Here is an 8124-nt window from a genome sequence, read left to right as displayed (position 1 = left end):
ATCCGGAATCAGTAACTGATTCCGGATTATGTCAGCCTCATAGGATCGTTCAACTGATCCTTAACTGATCGGCATTATGCCATTGGCAGCTTTTTTTATTGAATGCTGAAGTCGTAATTATTTACGAACCGCAATTGCTTCAATTTCGATTTTCACATCTTTTGGCAGACGTGCAACTTCTACACAAGAACGCGCTGGGTATGGTGCATTGTGCTCATCAAAGAACGCACCGTACACGTCATTTACTGCTGCAAAGTCATTGAGGTCTTTTACAAAGACTGTCATTTTTACAATGTCAGCGACTTTCAGGCCAGATGATTCAACGACTGCTTTGACGTTGTCTAGTGACTGGCGTGCTTGCTCTGCAATGCCATCTGCCACTTCGCCTGTTTCTGGGTTTACTGGAATTTGGCCAGAGGTTAGCACCATATTACCTAGGTCAACACCTTGTACGTAAGGGCCAATTGCTGCTGGTGCTTGTTCGGTATGTAGAACTTGAGTCATTGAAAATCCTTAAATAAATATCAAAGTAATACCAAGCGAAATGTCATTGCAGCAGAGCTGGTGTGTGATCAACTTGGTATTGAGCAGTTGAGAGTCTAGAGGCTAGCAACTCTCACTGCTTGAGGTCAAAGATTTTCAATCGAGAAAGAGAATTTAAGCAGGAATACCTAAACGTGTTTTAACGACTTTCTCACATTCATCTATGCGGTTGATATCTTTTGGCGCCACCATTACGGTATCGTTGCCCCCCACAGTGCCAAGAATTTCAGCATGCGGTTGAACATCAATTAAACGTGCGACTAACTGCGCGCCACCTGGGTGTGTTTTTACGACCACGACCAGTTGGTTATGGGTGATAAATTCAATCTGTGATGCGATTGAAGATCCCACTTGAACGGGTTCGTTTTCAACCGTTAAGCAATAGACTTTCTTGCCGTAGGCATTCGGTACTTTTGCTACACCCATGCGAGAAAGCAGGCGTGAAACGGTTGATTGGCTGACATCGGTATAGCCCATGTCGATTAAACTTTGGCGAATATCATCTTGGGTAGAAAAGCTTTGCTGTTGCAGTAGACGTTTACATGCTGTGATGATGTCTTCGTCAGATGCACTCAACTCTAGCGCGCCGTGTAATTCGTATCCATTCACGGGCAACTCCTTATTATTTTAGTAGGTACAAAGATCGTATCTTGTAGCTATTCAGCGCAGAGCGTTATTCTGTTGGTGTAGCAAGTTCAACAGCATTAGCGAGCTGAATCGTTACTTTTATTTGTTATGAGGTTTTGTGTGCGAGATTATTCAAGCCTTGCATAATCTTGCATACGAATCATACCAGTTAGATAACATCGTTTGTTTGACGCTAGTCACCAAAATAATGAACTGGTTGCATTACCAATATGAAGGTCTATACCCTATTTCATTTATGAGATTGCTGTTTTTCTCTTGTTGTGTTTTTGTTTGTCTTTTTTGTGCTTTATCTCCTTGTTTTTGTTGTGAATTGATGATTGCTTCATGCGTGCCTGTATACGGTGTTTTTTGGGGAGATAATGGTTTGATTGACGACGATGTTAATGATGACGATAAAGGATGTTGTACGACGGCGTAGTGATTGAAAATAGAGATGGTCGCGCTGGTGTTTTCTTCACGGTTATTCGTTTGGCCTATCACACGCTGACGTGTTGTTTGTGGCTGAGAGCTTAGCTGAAATGCTGAGGCATTTTGCGGTGAGGCTGGTTGTGATTGGACACCTAGTCGGTAATGAGGGGTGTTAATGTTCTCGATGTAAGGGGCGACTCGGATGTTCGCTAATTCGGGGCTGGCGTATGAGGTACTAACCCCTAATTGGGTTAACCAATCAAAGATTAACGTGGCAGGAACAAATTGGGTATACCGATCTGCTTGTCGTAAATTTTGAATATCTTCAGGGTTATCGAGTATCGCGACAGTGATCCCAACGATTTGTCCTTGCGCATTAAAGACCGGGCCGCCGCTCATCCCTGACATACTGGGCGCATCGCTCAGGGAGTATAAGCATTTACTATTGGTATCCAGTACGTCTTGTAAGTATTTCCCTTCGCCTTTTATTGTCGTGCCAAGCAGCGAGTGTCCTTGATGGCTGACGGCTTGATCTGGGTAGATCAAGCCCCATTGTGGAATCGATTCTTGAGGGGTACGAGAACGCACTAAAGATAAGTCACAATAGGGGTGATGAATAACATCGAGATCCCATGACAACTGCGCGACATGCCTCGCAGTAATATGATATTGCTCGTTAATGGGGACGGAAGAACCGAACCCCCCGAGTAGCATGGGGACACCAATAATGACCATATTGTTGGCCTCGTGCGAGGCGGTATGTTCAATCTTGCCATTGCTCGCAATACACTGAGTCAGTGAGAGTGTGATGAGTGTACCAAGAGCGACCCTGGCAATGTGCCTGATTGTTGGTGATGTAAATTGTGCCATTGCTGTCTGCCTATTAATAATTATTATGGGCAGCCGGTGTATCAACGCTTATTAATACTTAGGCGTTGTGGTTCAAATAATCACAGGCTGCTTTTAACAAGCTAGCTATAGGCGTAAAGGGACAGTGCGGTAGAAATGAGAATAAAAAAGCCTGCTCATAAGTGAGCAGGCTTTCTTAGTATTTAAGCAGCAAAGCCCAGAGTTAATACAAGGCTTAGCGTTGCAAAAATGTCTTAGCGACGTTCAGTCATGATTTCACGTGAGAATACTTTCTCACAGTATTTACACTTGAGCTGAATGTCTTCTTTTTTGGTTATCACTTTAAAGCTACTGTCTACGGGTTCACCGTGGCTAATACAGTTGCTGTTTGGACATTCAAAAATGCCATTGATTTGCTCTGGTAGCGTTAGGTGTAGCTTCTTCGCCACTTCGTAGTTTTCGATTTGGTTAACGGTCGCTTTAGGGGCGTACATCGCAAGCTGGTTAGCTTGGTCTTCACTGATGAAGACGTTTTCGATTTTAATCAAATCTTTTGCACCCTGCGCTGAAGACGGCAGATTTAAACCAATGGTAACGCGTTGGTTTGTTTTGTGCATTTTGAACAGTTTCAGTACTTTAATGCCAACATTCGCAGGGATGTGGTCGATAACAGTACCGTTCTTGATTGCTTCAACTTGTAGTTGAGTTTCTTTAGTCATGACTGCGCTCTCCTGCTTAAAGTTGTTCGTTTAGTACAAGTGCCAGTAAGGCTTCACGGGCGTACACACCGTTTTCTGCTTGCTGGAAGTAATAAGCGTGTTTGGTTTTATCAACATCAACCGTGATTTCATCCACACGTGGTAGTGGGTGCAGCACTTTCAGGTTGTCGCGCGCTTCTTTCAGCATTTCTGCCGTTAGGATGTACGCGGCTTTCATGTGTGCGTATTCAGATTCGTCGAAACGCTCTTTTTGAACGCGAGTCATGTACAACACATCAAGCTCAGGAATCACTTCTTCCATGGTGGCGTGCAGGCTGTAGTTGATACCGGCTTCATCTAATTCTTCACAGATGTAATCTGGCATCGCTAGAATTTCTGGCGCGACGAAGAAGAAGTTGATGTTATCGAACTTCGATAATGCCTGTGTTAACGAGTGCACTGTACGGCCGTATTTTAAATCACCGACGAAGGCGACATTAAGATTGTCTAGGCGACCTTGTGTTTCAAAGATAGAGAACAAGTCTAGTAGGGTTTGTGTTGGGTGTTGGTTTGCACCGTCACCACCATTAACGATAGGCACACCGTTAGAGAATTCAGAGGCTAGGCGTGCTGCCCCTTCTTGTGGGTGACGCATAACAAATGCATCAACGTATGAAGAAATAACCTGCACTGAGTCAGCCAGTGTCTCCCCTTTTTTCGCTAGCGATGTGTTACCACCGTTATCGAAGCCAATGACTGTACCACCAAGACGCTGTACTGCGGTTTCAAATGATAAGCGAGTACGGGTTGAAGGCTCGAAGAAGCAGCTTGCGACTACTTTATTTTTCAGTAGCTCTGGATTTGGTTCTGCCTTCAATTTACCTGCGGTTTCAACAATCAGTTCTAGTTCACTGCGGTTTAATTCCGGTATGGAAATGATGTGCTTTTGGAACAGCGAATTCGCCATGGCTCTCTTCCCTTCTGTTGATTCAATATACGAACGAAACACTGTCTGCTCTCTTTTTAGTAAAAAGCAGACAAAAAAAAGCCCCCTTAAAAAAGGAGGCTCTTTTTATAAAAAATAGAAAAAATAAAAAACGCAACGAACGCCATTTTTCGGCGCATCTTAAGCAAGCTTTGCTGAAGGATCGTTGTCATTTCTCTTCTCTGTTTAGACAAATTGCGAAGGATTATACGCCCATTTCTTGGGAGCGCAAGCGTTTGCGTAAAGTATTCATTTAATGGGAAATTATGCATATTTCTGTGCATATTTTTCATTGGGGTAGGGTGGGTTAACTAGCTGAAAGTTTAGATTTTTTGCAGCTTGATATTCAGAAGAGTTATGCAATTCTAGTGTAGCATAAATGCAAATGCCAACCCGAAGGTTGGCATTAATTATAAGAGCTTTGTCATTCCGTTGGGAATGAAATAAAACTCAAGAGAGTCGATTACTGACCTAGTGTTGCAACCATGATAGCTTTGATGGTGTGCATACGGTTTTCAGCTTCGTCGAATACGATAGAGTGCTTAGACTCAACCACTTCGTCAGTTACTTCTACGCCGTCTTTTAGCATAGGGTATTCTTGAGCAAGTTCTTTACCAACTACAGTGTCTTCACCGTGGAATGCTGGTAGGCAGTGCATGAATTTAACATGTGGGTTGCCAGTTGCTTTTAGCATATCCATGTTTACTTGGTAAGGCATCATTAGGTCGATACGTGCAGCCCAAGCTTCTTTCGCTTCACCCATAGATACCCATACGTCAGTGTATAGGAAGTCACAACCTTTAACGCCTTCTTGCACGTCTTCAGTCATTGTGATTTTAGCGCCAGTTTCTTCAGCGATTTCACGACATTGAGCAACTAGTGCTTCTTCAGGCCAGAATGCTTTAGGAGCAACTAGACGGATGTCCATACCCATTTTAGCAGCACCAACCATTAGAGAGTTACCCATGTTGTTGCGTGCATCACCTAGGTAAGCGAATGTCATTTCGTGTAGTTGCTTACCACGACCATGCTCTTGCATAGTTAGGAAGTCAGCTAGGATTTGAGTTGGGTGGAACTCGTCAGTTAGACCATTCCATACTGGAACACCAGCGTAAGCGCCTAGGTCTTCAACGATTTCTTGACCGAAGCCACGGTATTCAATGCCATCGTACATACGGCCAAGAACACGTGCTGTATCTTTCATTGATTCTTTGTAACCGATTTGAGAACCAGAAGGGCCTAAGTAAGTTACGTTAGCGCCTTGGTCGTAAGCAGCAACTTCAAATGCACAGCGAGTACGAGTTGACGCTTTTTCAAAGATAAGCGCAATGTTTTTACCCGTTAGGCGAGGCTGCTCGTAACCGTTGTACTTCGCTTTTTTCAACTCAGCTGCTAGTTCTAGCATGTGTTGAATTTCACGTGGAGTGAAGTCTAGTAATTTTAGGAAGTTACGGTTGCGAAGATTAAAAGCCATGATGATTTCCTTTTAAGAATCGGTATCTCTCTGCCAACAGCGGCCTGATAATTACAGAGTACGCTGTTGGTAAGTAGTATCTATTGTTTATCGTATTATTGCGTTCTTGTGAATAACTATTTTGTTATTCTGAAATAATATTCGTACCAGCTTCACCTTTCAGGATGCGTAGGCCGTCTTCTAGAGCGCCGATACCTACTAACTTGCCACCTTGATTGATGAATTCACATGACGCTTCAATTTTTGGCCCCATAGAGCCAGCATCAAATTCGTAATTCGCTAATTCTGCAGGAGTAGTGCTGCTCAATGCTTTTTGCGTTGGCTTGCCCCAATCCAAGAATACTGCTTGTGCATCTGTCAGAATCAACAGTGCATCTGCTTCTAGTTGTTTTGCTAGGAAGGCTGCTGACATGTCTTTGTCGATAACAGCTTCTACGCCAACTAATTTACCGTCGACTTTCTTCACTGGGATACCGCCACCGCCAGTACAGATTACAAGGTGACCTTGTTTAATCAGTGCTGTGATTGCATCGTCTTCTACGATACCGGTTGGTTGTGGGCTTGGTACTACGCGACGGAAGTATTCGCCGTCAGGTTTTACAGTCCAGTGGTATTTTTCTGCTAGTTCACGCGCTTCGGCTTCTTGGTATACAGGGCCGATAGGTTTTGTTGGGTCGATAAATGCTGGATCCGCTGGATCAACAGTCATTTGCGTCAACATGCATGAAACGTGTTGTTCTGGTAATAGGTTTTTCAGCTCTTGCATCAGCATGTAGCCGATCATGCCTTGTGTTTCTGAACCTAGTACGTCTAGTGGGTATGGATTTACTGCTTTGTATTCCAAACCTTGAAGTGCTAGTAAGCCAACTTGTGGGCCGTTACCGTGTACTAACACTACGTTGTATTCTTCTGCGATAGCCGCGATAGTTTGTGCAGCTTTTGCGATATTGATTCGTTGGGTTGAAGCCTCTAATGGCTCACCGCGACGAAGTAGTGCGTTACCACCCAATGCAACAACAACTGTTTGCTTAGTCATGGGATTATTCTCTCTTGGTTTTAGTGTGGTTAGCCGATTCAATTTAATCGGCTAACCGTCTTAGCATTGTCTAGTGAAAGACTATTGCTTAGATGCCGTCACGTTCAATTGGGCAGCTCATGCAGCGAGCGCCACCGCGACCACGACCCAGTTGGTCTCCAGGGATTGGAAGAACTGTGATACCAGCTTTGTCGTATTTTTCGTTGGTGTAAGTGTTACCTTCGTAACCAACAACAACACCAGGTTTAACAGTTAATACGTTGTTCGCATCATTCCACTGCTCACGTTCTGCTTCGAAGCTATCACCACCAGTAGTGATTAGGTTTAGTTTATCTACACCTAGTGCTTTCTCGATTGCAGTAACGAAGTAACCTTCTTCTTTAACCTTAACAGCGCCAGACTCGTCACCTGTTAGGCTCCAGCATTGAACGTCTTTACGAACAACTTCTGGGTATACAGAGAATGTATCTTCACGCATGTGAGTCATTACTGTATCAAGGTGCATACAAGAACGGTGTCTTGGTAGTTGCATTGCGATAACTTGTTTCGCTTCGCCATGTTTGAATAGGCTAGAAGCTAGTTGCTCAACACCTTGTGCTGTTGTGCGCTCAGACATACCGATAAGAACTGCGCCTTTACCGATTACTAGAACGTCGCCGCCTTCAATTGTAGAGTTGTCGTAGATTTTTTCTTCGTCGCCGAAGTATTTAACGAAATCTGCGCCAGCGAAGGTTGGGTGCCAACGGTAGATTGCACGAACGTGGTTTGTTTCACGTTGACGAGCAGGCTTAGCCATTGGGTTGATTGAAACGCCGCCGTATACCCAGCAAGATGTGTCGCGAGTAAATAGGTGGTTTGGTAATGGTTCAATGATGAAATCATTTGATGCGTGTAGACCTTGCATCATTGAAGAAGATTGAATTGGTAGTTCCGCGTAGCTTAGGCCACCTAGAAGAATTGAAGATAATTCTGCGTTAGGAAGGTCAGCTAGGAAGCAGCGAACGTCATTTGCGAATGCTGGACCTAAACGGTAGTCAGAGATTTGCGTGTTAAGAAGCCATTCTTTCGCTTCTGGCACTGCTAGCGTATCAGCTAGTAGGTCACCAAGTAGCATTACTTCAACGCCTTGGTCACGTAGTGTTTTAGCAAATACGTCGTGTTCTTTGCCAGCGCGCTCAACCGCTAATACATCATCAAATAGTAGATCGTGACAGTTTGATGGAGTTAGGTGAGTCAGCGCACGTTCTGGACGGTGAATTAGAACGCGGCGTAGTTGACCTATTTCAGAACCTACGTAGAACTTACTCATGATCGTATCTCTCTATTTAATTTGCCAACTAAATCCGGTTGGCTTTATTTGTTTTATGGCTGGGAAAGTAATGTTTCTTTATTTCCCTGCTCTCCTTTGTTGTGAATCATTCTACTCTTAACAGGGTATTAGTCTTAGAGGTTTGTCACACTTTATATATTAACAAAATAACTT

Annotated in this window: 8 protein-coding genes; all 8 read right to left on the bottom strand. The window is 43.9% G+C overall.

All coding sequences use genetic code 11. From position 1 onward, the window contains the following. Nucleotides 1–117: 117 nt before the first annotated feature. Nucleotides 118–504 carry a RidA family protein gene (locus ASV53_RS21230; protein WP_094956103.1) on the bottom strand — a complete coding sequence of 129 codons (387 nt, stop codon included), beginning with the start codon at nucleotides 502–504 and terminating at the stop codon, nucleotides 118–120. Nucleotides 505–657: 153 nt separating this feature from the next. Continuing rightward, nucleotides 658–1152, bottom strand: a complete 495-nt coding sequence (locus ASV53_RS21225; RefSeq protein ID WP_094956102.1) for an arginine repressor — start codon at nucleotides 1150–1152, stop codon at nucleotides 658–660. Between the two features lie 240 nt (nucleotides 1153–1392). Continuing rightward, on the bottom strand, nucleotides 1393–2469 hold the full coding sequence (locus tag ASV53_RS21220; RefSeq protein WP_094956101.1) for a S1C family serine protease: 1077 nt from the start codon (nucleotides 2467–2469) through the stop codon (nucleotides 1393–1395). A gap of 233 nt (nucleotides 2470–2702) precedes the next feature. Beyond that, nucleotides 2703–3167, bottom strand: coding sequence for an aspartate carbamoyltransferase regulatory subunit (gene pyrI, locus ASV53_RS21215; RefSeq protein WP_062691827.1), 465 nt, complete (start codon nucleotides 3165–3167; stop codon nucleotides 2703–2705). A 16-nt stretch (nucleotides 3168–3183) separates the two neighbouring features. Next, nucleotides 3184–4113: an aspartate carbamoyltransferase gene (pyrB, locus tag ASV53_RS21210; RefSeq protein WP_094956100.1), complete on the bottom strand. Its 930-nt coding sequence runs from the start codon at nucleotides 4111–4113 to the stop codon at nucleotides 3184–3186. A 481-nt stretch (nucleotides 4114–4594) separates the two neighbouring features. Then, nucleotides 4595–5605: an ornithine carbamoyltransferase gene (gene argF, locus ASV53_RS21200; protein ID WP_062691830.1), complete on the bottom strand. Its 1011-nt coding sequence runs from the start codon at nucleotides 5603–5605 to the stop codon at nucleotides 4595–4597. Between the two features lie 124 nt (nucleotides 5606–5729). Then, nucleotides 5730–6641 (bottom strand): carbamate kinase, encoded by a 912-nt coding sequence (gene arcC / locus ASV53_RS21195; RefSeq protein ID WP_062691832.1) that lies wholly within the window; start codon nucleotides 6639–6641, stop codon nucleotides 5730–5732. 88 nt (nucleotides 6642–6729) lie between these two features. Beyond that, nucleotides 6730–7950: an arginine deiminase gene (gene arcA / locus ASV53_RS21190; protein WP_062691833.1), complete on the bottom strand. Its 1221-nt coding sequence runs from the start codon at nucleotides 7948–7950 to the stop codon at nucleotides 6730–6732. Nucleotides 7951–8124: the final 174 nt, after the last annotated feature.

The sequence above is a fragment of the Photobacterium sanguinicancri genome (assembly GCF_002265265.1).
GTDB classification, from domain to species: Bacteria; Pseudomonadota; Gammaproteobacteria; order Enterobacterales; family Vibrionaceae; genus Photobacterium; species Photobacterium sanguinicancri.
This window is presented reverse-complemented; position numbering and strand designations above follow the sequence as displayed.